Source organism: Streptomyces malaysiensis subsp. malaysiensis, from assembly GCF_040653035.1.
Taxonomy (GTDB): Bacteria; Actinomycetota; Actinomycetes; order Streptomycetales; family Streptomycetaceae; genus Streptomyces; species Streptomyces malaysiensis.
This window is the reverse complement of record NZ_JBEZNG010000009.1, coordinates 22,229-41,979: the sequence shown is the minus strand read 5'-3', so window position 1 is coordinate 41,979 and position 19,751 is coordinate 22,229. Positions and strand designations below refer to the sequence as shown.

Sequence of the window (19,751 nt, the reverse complement as noted above, 5' to 3'; positions counted from 1 at the left end):
GCGCCGTAACCGCTGGAGGCCGTCTCAGGCCCCGTAGCCCTTGGAGGCCCCCTTCACCGGCTTGGCGCCCGCGCGCAGATGGGGCGGAACGAGATCACGGGCCGGTTCGCTGTAGCCCACCGAGACGATCCTGTCGCCCCGGAAGGTGAAGCTGGTGAGGCTGGCCAGCGTGCACTGCCGCCGGCGCGGGTCGTGCCACAGCCGCCGGCGCTCCACGAAGCTCCGCACGATCCAGATGGGCAGCTGATGGCTGACGCACACCGCCTCGTGCCCCCGCGCGGCGTCCCGCGCCCGGCCCAGCGCCGCCATCATCCGCACCACCTGGTCGACATAGGGCTCGCCCCAGGACGGGCGGAAGGGGTTGGTGAGATGGCGCCAGTTGCCCGGTTTGCGCAGCGCGCCGTCACCCACGCCGAAGGTCTTGCCCTGGAAGACGTTCGCCGCCTCGATCAGCCGCTCGTCCGTGGCCACGTCCAGGCCGTGCGCCTTGGCGATCGGCGCCGCCGTCTCCTGAGCCCGCTCCAGCGGGGAGGCGACCACATGGGTGATGTCACGGTCGGCGAGGTGCTCGGCGACCCGGTCGGCCATCTGGCGCCCCAGGTCGGAGAGGTGGTAGCCGGGCAGCCTGCCGTACAGCACCCCCTCCGGGTTGTGGACCTCGCCGTGGCGCATCACATGGACGACGGTGATGTCGTTCTCGCTCTGTGTCATGTCACCCATCATTCAGTGGCTTCGGCGGCGGCCCGCGCCGCCCCCGGCAGAGCCGCCGCCACCCGCTCCAGCGCCCGCTCGTCATGCGCCGTGGAGACGAACCACGACTCGAAGGCGGACGGCGGGAGGTAGACCCCCTGCGACAGCATCGAGTGGAAGAAGGCGGTGAAGCGGAACGCCTCCTGCGCCTTGGCCTTCTCGTAGTCGGTGACCTCGTCGCCGGTGAAGAAGACCGAGAACATATTGCCCGCGACCTGGACCCGGTGGTCCACGCCCTCCTTGGCGAGCGCCTCCGTCACCATCGCCCGCAGCCGCTCGGAGGCCGTGTCGACCTTGGCGTACGCCGCGTCGTCCAGCAGCCGCAGCTGCGCGACGCCCGCGGCCGTGGCGACCGGGTTCCCGGACAGCGTGCCCGCCTGGTAGACCGGGCCGGCCGGGGCCAGGCGCCCCATGACGTCCGCGCGCCCGCCGAAGGCCGCGGCCGGGAAGCCGCCGCCCATGACCTTGCCGAAGGTCATCAGGTCCGGCTCCACGCCGTCCAGCCCGTACCACCCGGCCCTGGAGACCCGGAAGCCGGTCATGACCTCGTCGGAGATGTAGAGCGCGCCATGGTCGGCGCAGAGCTGCTTGAGGCCCGCGTTGAACCCGGGCAGCGGCGGCACCACGCCCATGTTGCCCGGCGACGCCTCGGTGATCACACAGGCGATCTCCCCGGGGTGCGCGACGAAGGCCGCCCGGACCGCCTCCAGGTCGTTGTACGGCAGCACCAGGGTCTCCCCCGCCTGCGCCCCCGTCACCCCCGGAGTGTCCGGCAGCCCGAACGTCGCGACGCCGGACCCGGCCGCGGCCAGCAGGGCGTCCACATGCCCGTGATAACAACCGGCGAACTTGATCACCTTGGACCGCCCGGTGAAGCCGCGGGCCAGCCGGATCGCCGACATCGTCGCCTCGGTGCCGGACGAGACCAGGCGCACCTGCTCGACCGGGGCGACCCGAGCCACGATCTCCTCGGCGAGCTCGACCTCGCCCTCACCCGGCGTACCGAACGACGTACCGCGAGCGACGGCCGCCTGTACGGCCGCGATGACCTCGGGGTGGGAGTGGCCGAGGATCATCGGACCCCACGAGCACACGAGGTCCACATACTCGCGTCCATCGGCGTCGGTGAGGTACGGACCGTCACCGGACACCATGAACCGGGGCGTACCTCCCACGGCGCGGAACGCCCGCACCGGAGAATTAACGCCGCCGGGCGTCACGACGGCGGCGCGATCGAAAAGCGTCTGCGAAACTGGGGCTGCGTACGGATAGCTCACGCAAGCCATGTTGTCAGAGGCGGACGAAGTCCTGCGGCCGGGCGTTTCACCGCCCGAGCGTGGGGGAGGTCTCTGTCACAGAGATCGGGTTGCGCGGTAGTGGCCGCGAGTGGTCGGGTGGAGATATGCATCGCGGTGGCGAACTGGGTGAAGGGACCGATGACCGAGGCCCCGAGCGTGCCCGGCCCGGACGCCATCGGCGGGACGAGGCGGGCAGGGCAGGCAGGAGCGGGGGCCGCATGGGGGTGACCTACAAGTACTTCGGTGCGCCCGACGGCGCCACCGCGGCCAGGGTCCCCATCTCCATGCGTCCCGAGGAGCTCGGCGGCGACGAGCTCGGCCAGGGCATGTTCACGAAGATCAAGCCGGAGACGGTCGCGGCGATGGTCCTCACCGGTATCGAGGGCGTCCCGCTCCACAAGGTCCCCCCGCTCGAACTGGTCGTCCTCCACCCGGATTACGCCGTGGTCAAGCTCCCGATGACCGCGGTGGACCCGCTGCGCGGCGTGGGCGAGGAGGCCGTGGGCGCCGCGGCCTTCATCTGGTCCACGGTCCCCGACCGCGGCGGCCCCCGGGATGCCTTCACGGTCTATCAGCTGCTGCACGAATGGCAGGACTTCAGCCACCGGCTGCACGAGGCGGGGCATCAGCCGTACTGCCTGGTGTGGCCCTGAGGGCAGGGCCACGGCCCTGAAGCCGGAGCTATGGCCCTGAAGGGCTCTGGACGTTGAGGCCCGGCCCCTACGCCGTGGACGCGGCGCGCAGCAGGCGGAGTTGGCCGATCTCGGTGGCGTTCTTCATCAGCTCGGCGTTCACCCACGCGACCATATGGGCGACGGTGTGCTCGGGGTCCCGGTCCCAGGGGAACGGCGCGATGCCGTCCAAGTCCTCCTCGGTGAGCCGGTCCAGTACGGCCGTCCACTGCGTCCGCAGCGCGCGCAGCCACTCGATGGCCGCCTTACCGTCGCCGGGCCAGCCGACCTCGGTGCGCTCCCGCGGCTCGCGTCCCTCCGCGTGGTCGAGGGTCACGCTCCACCACCAGCCGATGTGCCAGCTCAGCCATCCGATGGTGGGGACGGGCACGGGATCGGGCTCGGTCTCCGCCCAGTCCGGCACCCATGACCCGTCAGCGGCCCGCCGCACCGTCCAGCAGTGCGCCGCGGGCTCCCACAGGAAGTCCCCGGGCTCCAACCGCTCCAGGTGGTACTCGAAAAGCGGCCAGGTCAGGTCGAACTGCCAGCGCAGTAAGGCACATCGGGAGGTGGCCGAAGTCGTCATCGGCCGACCCTGGCACACGGCCCGATCCCCGCAAAGGGAATTTCCGACGGGGGCCCGGGGCCCGGGGCTCGGGCACGCCCATGTGGGGCTAGGTCAAGGGGGATCGCAGGCCGGGTGGCCGGAGTCCGGGCCGTCGCAGAGGAAGTAGCCCGTCCAGCGGTAGGCGCTGTCGGGCACGGTGCCCGCGCCTCGTGCCCAGGTGGCCACCTGTTTGCCGTTGGAGAAGGTCAAGCCGCCCTGCCCGGCCTCCGGTTCGCGTTCCAGCAGGGTGGCAAGGCCATGGAGGAAGGACGCCCGGTCCGTACGCTTCTTCCAGGACGCGATGACCTTGTCCGGTGTGGCGCCCGAGAGGCCCGTGCCGTCGAACCCCCCGCGGTCCATGGCGACTTCCATGGGGCGGAAGTTGCCCTCGCACGCGGCGTCGTGCACCTCGTCGATGGACACCTCGTGGCGTTGGGTGCCATCCCCCAAGTCGAAGGTCGAGTGAGCCTTGCCGCAGTCCAGGCCCTTGCCGTCGCTGTCGCCGTCGGGCAGGAGCCAGAAGGTCAGGCCCGCGATGGCGGCGAGGACCAGGGTGGCGGCGGCGAGCGTGCGCCGTCGTCCGCCGAGACGCCGGGTTTCGGCCGCGGAGCCGGTCTCGTCCGTCTCCGGGGGTTCCTGGCGGGGAGCGCGGTTGCGGGCTATGGAGATATGGGCCCCGCGGTCGCGGTTCAGCTGCTGGGGGCGCGGGCGGTTCTTGCGCATCAGGACGCGGTCCACGCGGTCGTACAGATCCGCCATGGTGAGCAGTTCCGGCGCGTCCGGGTCGCCCTCTTCGAGCAGGGCGATCAACTCGCCGGTGAAGGCCGGGTACCGCTCCCCACGGGGCGCCAGGGCCTGTCTGGTGGCGTGCGAGGCGGCGAGTACCGAGGTGCCCTCGACGTCGGCCAGCCGGATCGCGTCGGCATCGGCGGACAGGGGTCCGCGCAGGGCGGTGCCGCTGAAGCAGCAGTCGAGGATGACGACCTTACGGCGGACACGGGTGGCGCTCAGCAGGATCTCGCGCAGGTCGTCGTACTTCACCGCGGTGAACGACTTGTCCTTCGTCGTCTCCGGTACGGCCAGGTGTAAGTCACCGCTGAGCGGATAGAGCAGGCCGTGGCCCGCGTAGTAGACGACGAGCGTGTCCGTGGCCTCGGCGGCCGCGCGGTGGACGGCTTCCAGCATGCTGTCGCGCGTCGGCTGCGAGACGATCGCGCAATGGTCCTCGGGGAGGCCCCACACCTCGGGATCCCGGAACAGCTCGGCCAGCCGCCGGCAGCCGGCGGCCACCGACGGGCGGTCGTCCAGATGCCGCTGCCGGTCCCGTGCGGCGGCTCCACCGCGGGTGAAGGCGTGGGCCTCGATGAGGACCGCCCGGGACGCGGAGGGGTCGGAGAGCCGTCCTGCCGTGGCGTCCGCGGTGTGGGAGCGCCGCGTCATGCCGGGTCCTCCGGGCCGTCGGAGCCCTCTGGGGACTCCAGTTGCCGGAGGAGGCGGCGGATCGTCTCCGGGTCGCTGCTCTCGACGCGCAGGGAGACGCCATCGCGTTCGACCCGGGTGTCCGCGCCGCGCGCCCGTGCGTCACGCCACGTGGCCACGGCGACCAACAGGTTGCCGAGGGCGGTGAGATTCGAGACGACGATGGAGATGATCTCGAGGCCGCCCAATGTGTCGGCGTGGTCGCCCTCGTCCACCAGCGCCAGCTCCGCGGCGTCCGCGGCATCGGGATCCTCGGTCAGCCAGCGGTAGAGGTCGAGTACGCCGGGAGCCCCTTCAGCGGCATCGACTCGAAGGCGGAACTGCACGGCACCACTCCCCCGGTGTGATCCTGTGGTGGGCGCCGATCGTAGCGCTCCGCCCCGCTACAGGACGGGCGGGCGGGGCGGGGCGGGCGGGAGGTGCGAGGGCGGTGTGGGTTCCCGCCCCGGCCTTTCGATCGGGGCGGGCCGTACCCCTCCCCCATGCTCAACGCACGTCGCGTGAGCACGGGGGAGGAGTGTGGATCGGCGCCGGGGTCATCGCTCTGGGCGCCTACGGGTTCGTGGTACGTACTCAGGCGGTGACCGACGGACGGCTGTAGCCGTCCTTGCCCTTACGGTCGCCGTGGTCGTCCTGCTTGCCCTGCTTGCCGTGGTCACCGTGGTCGTCGTCCCGCTCCTGCTCCGTGCCGAGGACGCAGCCGGTGTCGGGGTCGATGTAGACGGTCGTGATGGTGTGGTCGCACTCGACCTCCACGACCCACACCTTCTTGCCCTCGTGCTGGTGCGGGCCCTTGTGCTCGTCCTTGCGCTCGTCCTTCTTGTGCTCGTCCTTGTGCTCGTCCTTGCGCTGACCGTCGTGGCGCTTCTCGTCCTTGCGCTCGTCCTTACGGTCGTCCTTGCGGTCTTCCTTGCGCTCGTCCTTGTGCTCGCCCTTGTGGTGCGGGTCGTCCTCGGGGCAGTCCTCCAGCTCGGCGCTGATGGCCCGGCCGCCGACCTCGCACTCGGCGATCTCGATCGCCTCGTCGATCGTCACCGGGTCGTTCTTCTTCTGGTCCTGGTGCCGCTCCTTGTTCTCCTTCTGCTGCTTGTGCTCCTCCTGCTGCTTGTGCTGCTCCTGCTGCTTGTGCTCCTGCTGTTGCTTGTGCTCCTCGCCGTGGCGCGCGGCCTGGTCGTCCTGGTGGACGGGAGCCATGATGGGCCGCACCGCGCCGCGGTCCTGCGTCTCCTCACCGGACTGGGCCGCCTCGTACGGCTGCGCGGCCTGCTCAGGCTGCGCGGCCTGCTCAGGCTGCGCGGCCTGCTCGGGGCGCGCGATGCTGCGCCCCTGGATGCCTTGCCAGAACTTCCCGGGGAAGTAGCGGCTGGCGTCCTGACGCCCGTGGTCGTCGCGCTGGCCCTTCTCCTCCTGGCGGTCGTCGTCCTTACGGCCGTCGTCCTTACGGCCGTCGTCCTTACGGCCGTCGTTCATCTTCTCGTCGTCGCGGCCGCTGTCCTCGCGCTTGCCGTTTTCCTCGTGCTTGCCGTTCTCTTCGCGCTTGCCGCTGTCCTCGTGCTCGCCGTTCTCCTCGTACCGCCCGCCCTCGTCCCGGCGGTCGTCGGAGTCCTTCTGACCGTGGTCCTCGCGGCGGTCGTCGTCCTTCTGACCGTGGTCCTCGTCGCGGCGGTCGTCGTTGTCCTTCTGACCATGGTCCTCGCGGTGACCGTTCGAGTCCTTGTGGTCGTTGTCCTTACGGTCGTTGTCCTTCTGACCGTGGTCCTCGTGACGGCCGTCGTTGTCCTTCTGGCCGTGGTCCTCGTCGTGGCCGTTGGAGTCCTTGTGCCCGTTGTCCTCGTGGCGGCCGTTCTGGTCCTTGTTGCCGTTCTCGTCGTGGTGGCCGTTCTCGTGGTGACCCTTGTTCTCGTCGTGCGCCCGGTCCTGGGGGCAGTGGTTGCTCGACGACGAGTGCTGCGGGTCGGGAGTGCTGCCCGAGGCCCAGGCGGTTCCCGGAGCACCAGTGACCAGGGCTGCGGCCGCGATGGCGCCCGCTGAGGCCACGCCCCAACGTCTGAAGGAACGACGAGACCGCTGAAGGAATCTGCTCTGCTGGGACATTACGTGAATTCACTCCTTGGGCATGGGTGCTCCAATACCGGCGCTGTGCCGGACGCAGTGCACCCTTCCCCGAGCCCAAGAGCCCCTAGCGGATTCCTATCTTCAGTCCCCCGGTTGGACGTAAATCAGGCCGTCATATCCTGCATATGGATCATGCGCACGCACCACCGTTTGCGCCACGTCGCCACAGTCACCACAGTCGCCTCAGGAGGCCCGATGACCACCCGTACCGCAGTCATCACCGGCGCGAGCAGCGGGATCGGAGCCGCGACCGCGCGCCGTCTGGCGGCCGCCGGATTCCGCGTCGTCCTCGCCGCCCGCCGTAAGGAGCGCGTGGACGCGCTCGCCGCCGAGCTGACCGAGGCGGGGCACGAGGCGGAGGCGTACATCCTGGACGTCACCGACCGTGCCGCCGTGGAGTCCTTCGCCGCCGGTCTGGACCGCTGCGACGTCCTGGTGAACAACGCGGGCGGCGCGGTCGGCGCCGAGACCGTGGCCGCCGCCGACCCGGCCGACTGGCGGGCGATGTACGAGGTCAACGTCGTGGGCGTGGTCCAGGTGACCCAGGCGCTGCTGCCCGCCCTCATCGCCTCCGGCGACGGCACGATCGTCGTGATGTCCTCCACGGCGGGCCATGTGGCCTACGAGGGCGGCGGCGGGTACGTGGCGGCCAAGCACGGCGCCCACGCCATCGCGGCCACCCTGCGGCTGGAGTTGTGCGGTGAACCGGTGCGGGTGATCGAGATCGCCCCGGGCATGGTCAAGACGGACGAGTTCGCGGTGAACCGCTACCGCGGCGACGAGGCCCAGGCCGCGGCCGTCTACGAGGGCGTGGCCGAGCCGCTGACCGCCGACGATGTGGCCGACACGGTCGAGTGGGCGGTCACCCGCCCCTCGCATGTGAACATCGACATGATGGTCATCCGCCCGCGCGCCCAGGCCGCCCAGCACAAGGTCCACCGCGAGCGCTGAGCCCGCCCCCGTAGCCCGCCTGCCCTCGTAACCCGCCCGGCCTCCCCGCCTCCGTAGACGGCCACCGCGGGGCCCCACCGCCCCGTGGACGGGCCGGGGCCACCCCGTGGACGGGCCGGGCGGCCCCCGCCGCCCCAAGCCCCTCCGTCCGCGCGCCCCGCCCCCGTCCGCCCCCGTCCCGGCCCCCGCCTGTTCGTTCCCCCGTCCGGCCCAGTGCGTATGCGCCGTCCCGGGGGCTCTCCGATGCTGGAGCGGGGCCGAGCACCTCGCGGTGGAGCGGAGGCGTCATGAGGGTTGTCGTTGATCTCAACCGGTGCCAGGGCTATGCGCAGTGCGCCTTCCTGGCGCCGGACGTCTTCGCGATGCACGGTGAGGAAGCTCTGCTGTACGACGCCCAGCCCGACGACACACGGCGCGTGGACGTGCTGCGGGCGGTGGCCGCGTGTCCGGTCAGGGCCATCACCGTGGAGGGCGCGGGCGGGAAGTGGACGGCGGACCGGGTGGGTGTCCCCCATGGCGCTTGACGGTTCCCTGGAGCGGCTCCGGCGCGAGGGCCACATCGTCGTCGTGGGTGCCTCCCTGGCGGGGCTGCGGGCCGCCGAGACGCTGCGGGCGGAGGGCTTCACCGGCGCCCTCACCCTGATCGGCGACGAGCCGTACGGGCCGTACGACCGTCCGCCGCTGTCCAAGCAGGTCCTGCTCGGCCGGGTGCCGCCGGACCATACGGACCTCCCCCGGCACTGTGCGATCGACGCGCGGTGGCGGCTGGGAGTCGCCGCGAGCGGGCTGGACCTGGCGGCCAAGCGGGTGGCTCTCGCCGATGGCACATCGGTGGAGTACGACCGGCTGCTGATCGCCACCGGGGTGCGCTCGCGCCCGTGGCCGAACGAGCTGGAGGCGGGCCTGGACGGCGTCTTCGTGTTGCGGACGAGGGACGACGCCGCCCGGTTGGACCACCGGCTGAAGGCGGGCCCCAGCCGGGTGCTGGTGATCGGCGCCGGTTTCACCGGCTCGGAGATCGCCTCGGTATGCCGTGAGCGGGACGTGCCCGTCACGGTCGCCGAGCGCGGCGCGACCCCTCTGGTGGGCGCCCTGGGCAGCGTGATCGGCGAGGTGGCCGCCCGGCTTCAGCACCAGCACGGCGTCGACCTGCGCTGCGGCGTGATGGTCACCGGGCTCGAGGGCGACAGCGCGGGCAGGCTGCGGCGCGCCCACTTCTCCGACGGCGGCACGGTGGAGGCGGAGGTGGCCGTCGTCGCCCTGGGGGCGACGCGCAACACCGAATGGCTCGCGGACTCCGGACTGGCCGCGGGGCCGCGCGGGATCGCCTGCGACGCGGGCTGCCGGGCCTTCGACGTACGGGGCATCGTCGCGGACGACGTCTTCGTGGCGGGGGACGTGGCCCGCTCCCCGCACCCCCTGTTCGGCTACCAGTTCCTGTCCCTGGAGCACTGGGGCAACGCGGTCGCGCAGGCCGAGGTCGCGGCGCACAACATGATCAGTCCCGGTGAGCGGCGCCGCCCGCACCTGTGGACGCCGTACTTCTGGTCGGCCCAGTTCGGCGTCAACATCAAGTCCGTCGGGGTCCCGAACATGGCCGACCACATCCTCATCAGCCAGGGGTCCCTGGACGAACCCCGTTTCACCGCGGCCTACGGCTACCAGGGCCGCGTCATCGCCGCCGTCTCCTTCGACCAGGCCAAATGGCTGGAGTTCTACCAGCGGCAGATCGAGCAGGCCGCGCCCTTCCCGCTGCCGTTCACCACCGTCGACCGGCGGCCCGAGGGCATGCGGCCGGTGCCGGCCGGTTTCCCCGACCCCTCGGTCCCCACCCACGGCCCCGAGGTCACCGTCAGCGGCCACTCCCCGACCGACCAGCGCGTCACCTTCACCCCCGCCTGACCAGCGGTCACGTTCACCCCGCCTGACGCGGGCACCACCGGCACCGCACCCGGAAGGACTCCACCATGACGTCGGTCGCACTCCTGGACCAGATCCTCGACCACGCCAACCGCGCCGACCCCTACCCGCTGTACGCCGAGCTCCGCGGGACCCCCGTGGTGCGGGACGCGTCCGGCCCCTACCTGGTCAGCACCTACTGGGAGATCCGCAGCCTGCTCCACGACCCCCGGGTCAGCTCCGACGTCCGCAATCTCGCTCCCGAGGCGAGAACCGTCCCCAGCACCGACGACCCCGAGCTGCCGCCGAGCTTCATCCGGATCGACCCGCCCGACCACGACCGGGTCCGCCGACTGATCATGCGGACGTACGGCCCGCCGCACACCCCCCGGCGGGTCTACGACCTGCGCGGCGAGATCGGCGGAATCGTCTCCGCACTCATCGACGGCTTCCAGGGGCGGGACCGGATCGACCTGGTCGAGGACTTCTCGTACCCCTTCCCGGTCACCGTGATCTGCCGTCTGCTCGGCGTTCCGCAGGAGGACGAGCAGCGCTTCCACGGCTGGGCCGACACCGTCGCCACCGCCATCGAGCCGCCCGTCGGCACGCCCGAGGAGCAGCAGGCCCACTGGCGGGCCGTCCGGGAGGCCCGGCGCCAGCTGGCCACCTATCTCTCCGGCCTGATCGACCAGCGCCGCCGCGCGCCCCGGGAGGACATGATCTCCGCCCTCACCATGGACCGTGGGGCCGACGAGAGCCCGATGTCCCTGCCCGAGATGCTCAGCAATCTGACGCTGCTGCTGATCGCGGGCCACGAGACGACCGTCAACCTGATCACCAACGGGATGCTCACGCTGCTGCGCCACCCGGACGCCCTCAAGCAGCTGCGCGAGGACCCGGATCTGATCTTCCCGCTCGTGGAGGAGCTGCTGCGCTTCGAACCGCCCGTGCAGTTGCTGCCCGAGCGCACCACGCTGGACGACATCGAGATCGCCGGCACCACCATCCCCAAGGGCGCCTCGCTGTGGCTCGTCCCGGCCTCGGGCAACCGGGACCCCCAGCGCTTCCCCGAGCCCGACCGCTTCATCCCCGACCGCCCGGACAACCAGCACTTCGGCTTCGGCAGCGGCATCCACAACTGCATCGGCTCCCCCCTCGCCCGCCTCGAGGCGCAGACCGCCCTGACCGAACTCGTCCGCCGGCTGGACAACCCCCGCCTGGTCGAGGACCCGCCCCCTTACCGCCGCAACGCCGTCCTCAGGGGCCCCCAACACCTGTCCATCGCCTACGACGGCCTCAGACGGTAGCGGGCCCGCACGGAACTCAGCCCTTCACACACACGACCTGCTTGAGCCTCGCCACCACCTCGACGAGGTCCCGCTGCTGGTCGATGACCTTCTCGATCGGCTTGTACGCCCCGGGGATCTCGTCCACGACGCCGGAGTCCTTACGGCACTCCACGCCCCGCGTCTGCTCCTCCAGATCCCGGGTCGAGAAGCGCTTCTTCGCCGCGTTACGGCTCATCTTCCGGCCCGCGCCGTGCGAGGCCGAGTTGAACGACGCCTCGTTCCCCAGACCGCGCACGATGTACGAACCGGTGCCCATCGAGCCCGGGATGATCCCGTAGTCCCCGCTGCCGGCGCGGATGGCGCCCTTACGGGTCACGAGAAGGTCCATGTGCTCGTAGCGTTCCTCGGCGACGTAGTTGTGGTGGCAACTGATCACCGGCTCGAAGACCGGGCGGGCCTTCTTGAACTCCTTGCGCACCACGTCCTGGAAGAGCGCCATCATGATCGCGCGGTTGTACTTCGCGTACTCCTGCGCCCAGAACAGATCGTGCCGGTACGCCGCCATCTGCGGGGTGTCCGCGATGAAGACGGCCAGGTCGCGGTCGACCAGATCCTGGTTGTGCGGCAGCTTCCGGGCCTCGCCGATGTGGTACTCGGCCAGCTCCTTGCCGATGTTGCGGGAGCCGGAGTGCAGCATCAGCCAGACCGAACCCTCGTCATCGAGGCAGAACTCGATGAAGTGGTTACCGGACCCGAGCGAACCCATCTGCTTGACGGCCCGCTCCTGGCGGAACTTGACCGCTTCGGCCACTCCCCCGAACCGGCTCCAGAAGTCGTCCCAGCCCCCGGTGGGAAACGCGTGCAGCCGCCCCGGGTCCACCGGGTCGTCGTGCATTCCGCGCCCCACCGGGATCGTCTGCTCGATCTTGGACCGCAGCCGCGAGAGATCCCCCGGAAGGTCGTCCGCGGTCAGCGACGTCTTGACCGCCGACATCCCGCAGCCGATGTCCACACCCACCGCGGCCGGGCACACCGCGCCCTGCATCGCGATCACCGAGCCGACCGTGGCACCCTTCCCGTAATGCACATCCGGCATCACGGCGAGGCCCTTGATCCAGGGCAGCGTGGCCACATTGCGCAGCTGCTCCATGGCCACGCCCTCGACCGTCGAAGGGTCGGTCCACATCCGGATCGGCACCCGAGCGCCGGGCACCTCGACATACGACATGATGTACTCATTCCCCCGTAAAAGACAGAAAACGCAAAAGCCGGGCCAATGCCCCATAGGTAGCGGGCGACCGACAGGCACGGCAGTGCGTGCGATAGACATTGTCTCCAGCCACCGCCCGCGGGCGGCAAGGAGTTTTCCGTCGCTCGAAGGGACACGGACAGTGCAGCCAGCGCAGCGAAGGGCGTACGAACGGCGGCCCATCCCCGCCGTCGCCGTGCTCATCACCGTGCTCGCCGCCGCGGGGCTCGGCGGATGCACCGGCTCCGATTCAACGCCCGGCCCGGACGACGGCGCCTCCGGCGACTCCGGGACGGCCGTCTCGGCCGAGCCCGGCCGCTACCGCACCCTGCCCGAGGCATGCGGCGCGGTCAGCCGTAAGAACCTCCAGGCGCTGCTGCCCGGCGCCGAGCAGGACGACAAGGCGTACGAGGGCCAGGCGGCCGTGACGTACGACATAGACCGGCGGGACGGCTGCCGCTGGAAGGTGGAGACCCCGAGCGGCACGCGCTATCTCACGATCGACTTCCAGCGCGTGGTCTCGTACGACCCCTCGGTCAGCGATGACGACCGGGCCCAGGAGACCTACGAGGAGAAGGCCACCGCCGCCCATATCCCGGACGCCACGAGCAGCCCCTCGACACCCTCCGCCAGTTCGTCGCGGAGCGAGAGCGGCGCGAGCGACGGCAGCAGCTCCTCCGCCTCCCCCGGCTCGAGCTCCGATGAGCCCGGTAAGGGCGACAACAGCAACAAGAGCGGCAAGAGCGGCAAAGACGGCAAGACGGACAGTGGAGACAAAGGCACCGGTACCCCCTCCTCGGGGGCCGATGCGAGTGGCGGAAGTGACGAAAGTGACACCGCCTCGGCCGACACCGCCCCACGCCGGCTGGACGACCTCGGTGACGACGCCTTTCTCAACGACCAACTGATCACCAAGGACTCGGGTATCCACCGCGACATCACGGTCGTGTTCCGGTCCTCGAATGTGATTGCCACCATTGAGTACGACCAGTGGACGACCGACAAGAAGCACATTCCCAGCAGCCAGGAACTCCAGGAAAAAGCCCAGGACTTGGCCGATGAACTGACCGGTCGCCTCAACGAATAACGGGTCCTCGCCACACCCCCGCGAGCGCCCCGCCCACCCTCCGCGGAGACTTCGGAAATTGGGACGCCCGCGCGTCGGCCGCGTACCGTGCCGACTAATGACGCGGGCGGCACGTCCGCCCATCGACAGAGAATGAGCGAAGGACCCATGCACCGTTCAGCCCCGCGACTCGCCCGAATACTCGCCTGCGCGACCGTACCGGTGGTGCTCGTCGCCGGCTGCTCCTCCGGCTCGGATAAGTCGGACAAGCCGGACGACAAAAAGGCGGAGGGCTCGGCGAGACCCGGCTCGCCCAGTACGTCACCCACCGTCGAGGCGGCGAAGTTCAGCAAACTGCCCGATGTGTGCACCACACTCTCCGGGAAGACGATCGACGATCTCGTTCCCAAGGCGCAGAGCAAGAAGGGCAAGGCCCTCCCCTCGGCCGACACCAACACCTCGGCCAGCTGCCTGTGGAGCGGCCTCGACGGGTTCGACTACCGCTCGCTGACCGTCTCCCTCAAGCTGTTCCGCTCCGACCCGGGGCTCGGCTCCGGCGACCGGCGCGCCGGGGAGTACGCCGCCCAGCAGGCGAGCCGGGCCGCCACCGCCGGCAAGGTGACCGACCCCAAGACCGAGAAGGTCGCGGGCATCGGCGACGAGGCGACCACGGTCAGCGCCAAGCAGAAGAAGGACGGCGACGACTTCCGCGACCAGACGGTGGTGACCCGCACCGCCAATGTCGTCATCACCCTCCAGTACGACGGCGCGGGCTATGAGACCGCCAAGGCCCCGGACGCGGCCGCACTGCTCAAGGACGCCAAGTCCGCCGCCAAGGAGGCCGTCGGTGCCATCGCGAAGGGCACGTCGAGCGGCGTCTGACCGACCGACACGACCCCTTCCCGCCCGCGCACCTTGACGTGTATGCGACGCTGTGGCGGCTGTTGTTGAGGACGGGGAGGGGTCGCGGGTGGCCGCGATGCAACTGACACGGATGCACCGAATACTGGCCGGCGTGGTCGTCACCGGAGCGGTGGTGATCGCGGGGATCGGCTTCGCCGGTTCCTACGCCGCGGTGCGCGATCTCGCCCTCGACAAGGGCTTCGGCAGGTTTGCCAATGTCTTCCCGATCGGTATCGACGCGGGGATCGTGGTCCTGCTCGCACTGGATCTGCTGCTCACCTGGATCCGCATTCCCTTCCCGCTGCTGCGCCAGACCGCCTGGCTGCTGACCGCGGCCACGATCGCCTTCAACGGCGCGGCCGCCTGGCCGGACCCGGTCGGCGTCGGCATGCATGCCGTGATCCCGATCCTCTTCGTCGTCTCCGTCGAGGCCGCCCGGCACGCGGTCGGCCGGATCGCCGACATCACCGCCGACCGGCACATGGAGTCGGTCCGCATCACCCGCTGGCTGCTCGCGCCGATCCCCACCTTCCGGCTGTGGCGCCGGATGAAGCTGTGGGAGCTGCGCAGCTACGAGGAGGTCATCAGGCTGGAGCAGGACCGGCTGGTCTACCAGGCCCGGCTGCGGGCCCGCTACGGACGCGCCTGGCGCCGCAAGGCCCCCGTGGAGTCGCTGATGCCGCTGCGGCTGGCGCGGTACGGGGTGCCGCTGGCGGACACCGCACCGGCCGGGCTCGCGGCGGCCGGTCTCGACCCGACCGCGGTGTCGGCCACCGCGCTCCCTCCGGGCCGGACGGACCGGGCGGGCGAGCCGGGGGCGCAGAGCGCGTCCCCGGAGGCCCAGCCGGGCCCGTACGGCCCGCCCGGGGCCCTGGCCGGTGGGGGCCCGCAGCAGCACCCGGAACAGCCCCAGACGCAGGAGCTGCCGCTCTCACTGCCCCTGCCGGTGTACCAGCAGCCCGGCGGGCAGCAGGGCCACGACGGGCGGAACGCCGTGCCCTTCGACCCGGCCGCCACCCACCCCGCACCGGTCGAGCAGCAGGCACAGCAACCCCAGCAGCTCCAAGAGCCACAGCAGCCGCAGCAGCTCCAGCCGGAGTACCAGCAGGTCCCGGGCCAGGCGGCGCAGCCCGAGCAGCTGCCCCAGCAGCCGCAGCCGCAACAGGCACAGCCCCAGCTCCAACAGCACCAGCTGACCGTGCCCGTCGGGCCCGGCGGCCGGGTGCGGCCGCTCGGCGGCGAGGGCCTGGGCAGCCAGCAGGGCGTGTACGTACCGGAGCAGCGCGAGCCCGAGCGCTACGCATACGAGGAGCAGCCGGGGCAGCCGATGAACCAGCTGCCGGACGATGTGCCGCGCGAGGAGGTCTACTACGCGACCTTCCGCCAGTTCCTCGCCGACCACAGCCGGTACCCCTCCGCGTACCAGTTCGGGCAGCGGCTGCGGGAGACGTACGGCGTGAACGACCTCAGCAACAGCGAGCTGGCCGCGTACGTGGACGACTTCAAGGAGCGCGTCCGCCTGGAGCGCGAGGCCATTCCGTAAACGCCGAGGGCGCCGGGCGGGGGCCGTGAGGCCACCCGCCCGGCGCCCTGGAGCGGAGAGCGGCTGATACGAGCGGAACGCTCAGGCCGCGAGCAGCTTGCGCACCCGGTCCGCCCCCACCGCCAGCAGCAGCGTGGGCAGCCGCGGGCCGGTGTCCCGCCCGACCAGCAGGGTGTAGAGCAGCGCGAAGAAGGACCGCTGGGCGACCTTCAGCTCCGGTGTCGGCTTGGCCTCCGGCGGCAGCCCCGCCTGGATCTTGGGCACCCCGTAGACCAGCGTGGTGAGACCGTCCAGCGACCAGTGGTCGTCCAGGCGGTCGAGCAGCAGCCGCAGCGACTCGCGCTCGGTGTCGCCCAGCGCGGCCAGCCGCTCGGTGTCCGGCTCGTCCCGCACGCGGGTGCGCTGGTCGGCCGGGACCTGGGTGGTGATCCAGCGCTCGGCCTTGTCGAGCCGGGGCCGGGTCTCCTCCAGGGACTTCACCGGGTTCTCGGGGTCGAGGTCGCTGAGGATGCGCAGGGTCTGCTCATCATGGCCGGTGGTGATGTCCACCACCGAGGCCAGCGTGCGGTACGGCAGCGGGCGCGGGGTGCTCGGCAGCTCGCCCGAGGCGGTGCGGGTCGCGCGGCTGTACGCGGCCGCGTCGGCGGGCTGGGCCGTGGACTCGGTGATCTTGCGCTCCAGCGCGTCCCACTCGTCGTAGGTCCGCTGGATCTCCTGGTCGAAGGCGATCTTGAAGGACTGGTTGGGCCGACGGCGGGCGTACAGCCAGCGCAGCAGCGGCGCCTCCATGATCTCCAGGGCATCGGCCGGGGTGGGCACACCGCCCTTGGAGGAGGACATCTTGGCCATGCCGCTGATGCCCACGAAGGCGTACATCGGGCCGATGGGCTGCTCCCCGCCGAAGACCTCGCGGACGATCTGGCCGCCGACCACGAAGGACGAGCCCGGCGAGGAGTGGTCGACGCCCGAGGGCTCGAAGATCACGCCCTCGTAGGCCCAGCGCATCGGCCAGTCGACCTTCCAGACCAGCTTGCCGTGGTTGTGCTCGCTCAAGCGGACGGTCTCGCCGTGGCCGCACACACAGGTGTAGGCCAGCTCGGTGGTCTCGTCGTCGTACGAGGTCACCGTGGTCAGATCGCGCTCGCAGACCGAGCAGTACGGCTTGTACGGGTAGTAGCCCCCGGCGCCCGCGCTGCCGTCGTCCTCGGCGGCCGCGCCCGAGCCCTCGGCGGCGGCCAGCTCGGCCTCGTCGACCGGCTTCTGCTGCTGCTTGGCAGGCTTCTTCGCGGCGGCCTTTTCCTTAGTGCGGTACCGGTCGAGGACGGCGTCGATCTCCCGGCGGTGGCGCATCGCGTGCAGGATCTGCTCGCGGTACGCCCCCGAGGTGTACATCTCCGTCTGGCTGATGGGGTGGAACTCGATGCCCATCTCCCGCAGCGCCTCGGCCATCGGCGCCTTGAAGTGCTCCGCCCAGTTCGCATACGGCGACCCGGGCGGGGCCGGGACCGAGGTGAGCGGCTTGCCGATGTGCTCGGACCAGGAGGGGTCGATCCCGGCCGGAACCTTGCGGTACCGGTCGTAGTCGTCCCAGGACAGGATGTGAACGCATTCATAGCCCCGGCGCCGGATCTCGTCGGCGACCAGGTGCGGGGTCATGACCTCGCGCAGATTGCCGAGGTGGATCGGGCCGGACGGGCTGAGGCCCGAGGCGCAGACGACAGGTTTGCCCGGGGCGCGGCGCTCCGCCTCGGCAATGACCTCGTCGGCGAATCGGGAGACCCAGTCGGTCTCGGTGCTCTGAGCCACGGTCGGCACTTCCTTCCTAGCGGTCATGGCACCGCCCATTGTCCCAGACGGAACGGACCCCTCCGGAGTTACCCACAGGGTCGGCCCTGAGGTGCCCACCGCGCCTCCCGGTGGCCCCGGGTTATCCACAGGCCGGGGAAATCGCTGGACCCGCCGTGAAATACTGGGTTGGCCCATACCACCACTATCGGAATGGCACCTCATCCATGGCATCGGTCCCTTCTCTCGCCGCTACAGTCCATCAGCGCGTCGCGGACGCCCTCTCGGCTGCCCTGCCGGAGGCCGGCTCCGCGGACCCGCTGCTGCGACGAAGCGACCGGGCCGATTTCCAGGCCAACGGAATGCTGGCGCTGGCCAAGAAGCTCAAGGGAAACCCCCGTGAGCTGGCGTCCAAGGTCGTCTCGCACCTTCCGGTCGCCGCCACCTCGGCCGACCCCGATCCGGTGATCGAGGACATCGAGGTCTCCGGCCCCGGCTTCCTCAACATCACGATCGCCGACTCCGCGATCACCGCGACGCTCGCCGCCCGCGCCGCCGACGACCGCCTCGGTGTGCCGCGCGCGGATTCGCCCGGCACCACCGTGATCGACTACGCCCAGCCCAATGTGGCCAAGGAGATGCACGTCGGCCATCTGCGCTCGGCCGTGATCGGCGACGCGGTGGTGCGGATCCTGGAGTTCGCGGGCGAGCAGGTGGTCCGCCGCCACCACATCGGCGACTGGGGCACCCAGTTCGGCATGCTCATCCAGTATCTGATCGAGCACCCGCATGAGCTGGACCACAAGGACGCGGCCTCCGGCCAGGAGGCCATGTCCAACCTCAACCGGCTCTACAAGGCCGCGCGGGCGCTCTTCGACTCCGACGAGGAGTTCAAGGAGCGGTCCCGGCGGCGGGTGGTCGATCTCCAGGCGGGCGACGAGGAAACCATCGCCCTGTGGCGGAAGTTCGTCGACGAGTCGAAGATCTACTTCTACTCGGTCTTCGACAAGCTGGACATCGAGATCCACGACCCCGATGTGGTCGGCGAGTCGGGTTACAACGACATGCTGGCCGAGACCTCCCGGCTGCTGGAGGAGTCCGGCGTCGCCGTTCGCTCCGAGGGTGCGCTGTGCGTCTTCTTCGACGACGTCAAGGGCCCCGAGGGCAAGCCGGTGCCGCTGATCGTCCAGAAGTCCGACGGCGGCTTCGGCTATGCGGCCACCGACCTCTCCGCGATCCGCGACCGGGTGCAGCACCTGAAGGCCGACACTCTGCTGTATGTGGTGGACGCCCGTCAGTCGCTGCACTTCAAGATGGTCTTCGAGACCGCCCGCCGGATCGGCTGGCTCAATGATCAGGTGCACGCCGTCCAGCTCGCCTTCGGCACCGTCCTGGGCAAGGACGGCAAGCCGTTCAAGACCCGCGCGGGCGAGACGGTGCGGCTCGAGGACCTGCTGGACGAGGCCACCGAGCGGGCCGCGGCCGTGGTCCGGGAGAAGAGCGAGAAGCTGGGCCTCACGGAGGAGGAGATCCTCGAGCGCGGCGCCCAGGTCGGCATCGGCGCGGTGAAGTACGCGGATCTGTCCACCTCCGCATCGCGCGACTACAAGTTCGACCTCGACCAGATGGTCTCGCTCAACGGCGACACCTCGGTCTACCTCCAGTACGCGTACGCCCGGATCCAGTCGATCCTGCGCCGCGCCGGGGAGGGGCAGCGGCCGCTGGCCCACCCCGAGCTTCGGCTGGCCCCGGCCGAGCGGGCGCTGGGCCTGCACCTCGACCAGTTCGGGGAGACGCTGCGCGAGGTGGCCGCCGGGTTCGAGCCGCACAAGCTGGCCGGGTATCTCTACCAGCTGGCCTCGCTCTACACGACCTTCTACGACCAGTGCCCGGTCCTGAAGGCGGAGGGCGGCCCGGCCCAGGTGGAGAACCGCCTCTTCCTGTGCGACATCACGGCGCGGACGCTGCGGCAGGGCATGACCCTGCTGGGCATCCGCACCCCCGAGCGCCTCTGAGCCCGCTGAAGCGCGCGGTGCCCCGCCCCGGCAAGAGGGGGCGGGGCACCGCGCGTTCTCAGGACCCCTGTGCGTCCATCACTGTGCGTCCATCAGGACCTCTGTGCGTCCATCACAACGGCTGTGCGCCC

At 70.6% G+C, this 19,751-nt stretch carries 17 protein-coding genes and 1 pseudogene; 10 read left to right on the top strand and 8 right to left on the bottom strand.

Annotation, left to right across the window (positions count from 1 at the left end; all coding sequences use genetic code 11):
- Positions 1-24: 24 nt before the first annotated feature.
- Together AB0E24_RS19825 and hemL are read right to left on the bottom strand one after the other, a co-directional pair.
- Positions 25-711: a histidine phosphatase family protein gene (locus tag AB0E24_RS19825; protein WP_187287006.1), complete on the bottom strand. Its 687-nt coding sequence runs from the start codon at positions 709-711 to the stop codon at positions 25-27.
- 8 nt (positions 712-719) lie between these two features.
- A complete protein-coding gene (hemL, locus tag AB0E24_RS19820) occupies positions 720-2,036 on the bottom strand; it encodes a glutamate-1-semialdehyde 2,1-aminomutase (RefSeq protein WP_206333023.1) in 1,317 nt (438 codons plus the stop codon).
- Between the two features lie 116 nt (positions 2,037-2,152).
- Between hemL and AB0E24_RS19815 the strand changes: the two genes are divergently transcribed.
- Positions 2,153-2,701 carry a hypothetical protein gene (locus tag AB0E24_RS19815; protein WP_231981349.1) on the top strand — a complete coding sequence of 183 codons (549 nt, stop codon included), beginning with the start codon at positions 2,153-2,155 and terminating at the stop codon, positions 2,699-2,701.
- Positions 2,702-2,768: 67 nt separating this feature from the next.
- Here the strand turns inward: AB0E24_RS19815 and AB0E24_RS19810 are convergent, their stop codons facing one another.
- The 3 genes from AB0E24_RS19810 to AB0E24_RS19800 form a co-directional block, all read right to left on the bottom strand.
- Positions 2,769-3,305 carry a DinB family protein gene (locus AB0E24_RS19810; RefSeq protein WP_359378580.1) on the bottom strand — a complete coding sequence of 179 codons (537 nt, stop codon included), beginning with the start codon at positions 3,303-3,305 and terminating at the stop codon, positions 2,769-2,771.
- A gap of 93 nt (positions 3,306-3,398) precedes the next feature.
- On the bottom strand, positions 3,399-4,766 hold the full coding sequence (locus tag AB0E24_RS19805; RefSeq protein ID WP_359378578.1) for a caspase family protein: 1,368 nt from the start codon (positions 4,764-4,766) through the stop codon (positions 3,399-3,401).
- A complete protein-coding gene (locus AB0E24_RS19800) occupies positions 4,763-5,131 on the bottom strand; it encodes an effector-associated constant component EACC1 (protein WP_069865414.1) in 369 nt (122 codons plus the stop codon). The genes AB0E24_RS19805 and AB0E24_RS19800 overlap by 4 nt, the downstream gene beginning before the upstream one ends.
- Positions 5,132-5,304: 173 nt before the next feature.
- Between AB0E24_RS19800 and AB0E24_RS46010 the strand changes: the two are divergent.
- A pseudogene (locus AB0E24_RS46010) lies at positions 5,305-5,382 on the top strand (YnfA family protein); the annotation flags it as partial.
- Here AB0E24_RS46010 and AB0E24_RS19795 read toward each other — a convergent pair.
- Complete coding sequence (locus tag AB0E24_RS19795; RefSeq protein ID WP_359378574.1) at positions 5,379-6,842, bottom strand: hypothetical protein; 1,464 nt, start codon at positions 6,840-6,842, stop codon at positions 5,379-5,381. The pseudogene AB0E24_RS46010 and the gene AB0E24_RS19795 overlap by 4 nt on opposite strands.
- Before the next feature lie 273 nt (positions 6,843-7,115).
- On the opposite strand from AB0E24_RS19795, the gene AB0E24_RS19790 reads away from it, so the two are divergent.
- From AB0E24_RS19790 to AB0E24_RS19775, 4 genes are all read left to right on the top strand, one after another.
- A complete protein-coding gene (locus AB0E24_RS19790) occupies positions 7,116-7,871 on the top strand; it encodes an SDR family NAD(P)-dependent oxidoreductase (protein ID WP_079258525.1) in 756 nt (251 codons plus the stop codon).
- A gap of 287 nt (positions 7,872-8,158) precedes the next feature.
- The gene (locus AB0E24_RS19785; protein WP_069865420.1) at positions 8,159-8,395 is read left to right on the top strand and encodes a ferredoxin; all 237 of its coding nucleotides are present in this window, start codon (positions 8,159-8,161) and stop codon (positions 8,393-8,395) included.
- A complete protein-coding gene (locus AB0E24_RS19780) occupies positions 8,385-9,773 on the top strand; it encodes an NAD(P)/FAD-dependent oxidoreductase (RefSeq protein WP_359378569.1) in 1,389 nt (462 codons plus the stop codon). Before AB0E24_RS19785 ends, AB0E24_RS19780 begins: the two co-directional genes overlap by 11 nt.
- Before the next feature lie 65 nt (positions 9,774-9,838).
- On the top strand, positions 9,839-11,077 hold the full coding sequence (locus AB0E24_RS19775) for a cytochrome P450 (RefSeq protein ID WP_069865424.1): 1,239 nt from the start codon (positions 9,839-9,841) through the stop codon (positions 11,075-11,077).
- 16 nt (positions 11,078-11,093) lie between these two features.
- Here AB0E24_RS19775 and AB0E24_RS19770 read toward each other — a convergent pair whose 3' ends face one another.
- On the bottom strand, positions 11,094-12,287 hold the full coding sequence (locus tag AB0E24_RS19770; RefSeq protein ID WP_069865426.1) for an RtcB family protein: 1,194 nt from the start codon (positions 12,285-12,287) through the stop codon (positions 11,094-11,096).
- A gap of 163 nt (positions 12,288-12,450) precedes the next feature.
- Between AB0E24_RS19770 and AB0E24_RS19765 the strand changes: the two genes are divergently transcribed.
- The 3 genes from AB0E24_RS19765 to AB0E24_RS19755 all read left to right on the top strand — a co-directional run bounded on the left by AB0E24_RS19765 (position 12,451) and on the right by AB0E24_RS19755 (position 15,820).
- Positions 12,451-13,395 carry a DUF3558 domain-containing protein gene (locus AB0E24_RS19765; RefSeq protein ID WP_359378564.1) on the top strand — a complete coding sequence of 315 codons (945 nt, stop codon included), beginning with the start codon at positions 12,451-12,453 and terminating at the stop codon, positions 13,393-13,395.
- Positions 13,396-13,542: 147 nt separating this feature from the next.
- Complete coding sequence (locus AB0E24_RS19760; RefSeq protein ID WP_093703358.1) at positions 13,543-14,256, top strand: hypothetical protein; 714 nt, start codon at positions 13,543-13,545, stop codon at positions 14,254-14,256.
- An 88-nt stretch (positions 14,257-14,344) separates the two neighbouring features.
- Positions 14,345-15,820 carry a DUF2637 domain-containing protein gene (locus AB0E24_RS19755; RefSeq protein WP_435865301.1) on the top strand — a complete coding sequence of 492 codons (1,476 nt, stop codon included), beginning with the start codon at positions 14,345-14,347 and terminating at the stop codon, positions 15,818-15,820.
- Positions 15,821-15,901: 81 nt separating this feature from the next.
- Here AB0E24_RS19755 and lysS read toward each other — a convergent pair whose 3' ends face one another.
- Complete coding sequence (gene lysS / locus AB0E24_RS19750; RefSeq protein ID WP_069865668.1) at positions 15,902-17,653, bottom strand: lysine--tRNA ligase; 1,752 nt, start codon at positions 17,651-17,653, stop codon at positions 15,902-15,904.
- Between the two features lie 179 nt (positions 17,654-17,832).
- On the opposite strand from lysS, the gene argS reads away from it, so the two are divergent.
- A complete protein-coding gene (argS, locus tag AB0E24_RS19745; RefSeq protein WP_069865434.1) occupies positions 17,833-19,620 on the top strand; it encodes an arginine--tRNA ligase in 1,788 nt (595 codons plus the stop codon).
- The last annotated feature ends 131 nt before the right edge of the window (positions 19,621-19,751 follow it).